Origin of the sequence: Neoluteolibacter marinus (genome assembly GCF_014904755.1) — a bacterium.
GTDB classification, from domain to species: Bacteria; Verrucomicrobiota; Verrucomicrobiia; order Verrucomicrobiales; family Akkermansiaceae; genus Haloferula; species Haloferula marina.
This window is the reverse complement of record NZ_JACZFQ010000326.1, coordinates 1-534: the sequence shown is the minus strand read 5'-3', so window position 1 is coordinate 534 and position 534 is coordinate 1. Positions and strand designations below refer to the sequence as shown.

Here is a 534-nt window from a genome sequence, read left to right as displayed (position 1 = left end):
GCCCATTCGCTGGTGGTCCTGCCCGGTCGCACCGCCGACAAGGGCACACCGGTGGAGCTGGTGCGCAGCGAGATCACGGACGACTGCACCGATCTGCTGCTCTCCGACGCGAGCTACGATGGGGTGAGCATCACTCGGCGCATCGTCTACCTCCGGCACTGGGATCTCACCGTGGTGCTGGACCGCGTCGAGTCCCAGGAGCCCGTGCAGGCCGAGCAGCGCTGGCACTGCGGCCGGGAGGCCAGCGCCACAGCGCTCAGCACCGGCTTCGCCCTCTCCCACGGGGAGGGAACCTTCCACGTGTCCGCCCTCACGAAGGGCCAGCGCAGAGACGTCCGGAGCGGTCAGGACAGGCCCATGATCGGGTGGACGGCCACCGGATGGCGCAGGAGCACACCGGTGAATGTCGGCACGGTCTACGACGAAGGCACGCAGCTCACCTTCGGCGCGCTGCTGGGCACCTGGACGCCCATGGCCGTGGATCTGCTGACTCGACAGCTCTCCGATCCCTCCGATATCACCGTCCCGCTGCGT

At 68.7% G+C, this 534-nt stretch carries 1 protein-coding gene; it reads left to right on the top strand.

Features of this window, described 5'->3' with window-relative positions:
* Window positions 1–534, top strand: a 534-nt coding sequence (locus IG178_RS25100) for a hypothetical protein (RefSeq protein ID WP_193215283.1), incomplete at both ends; no start/stop codon positions are given.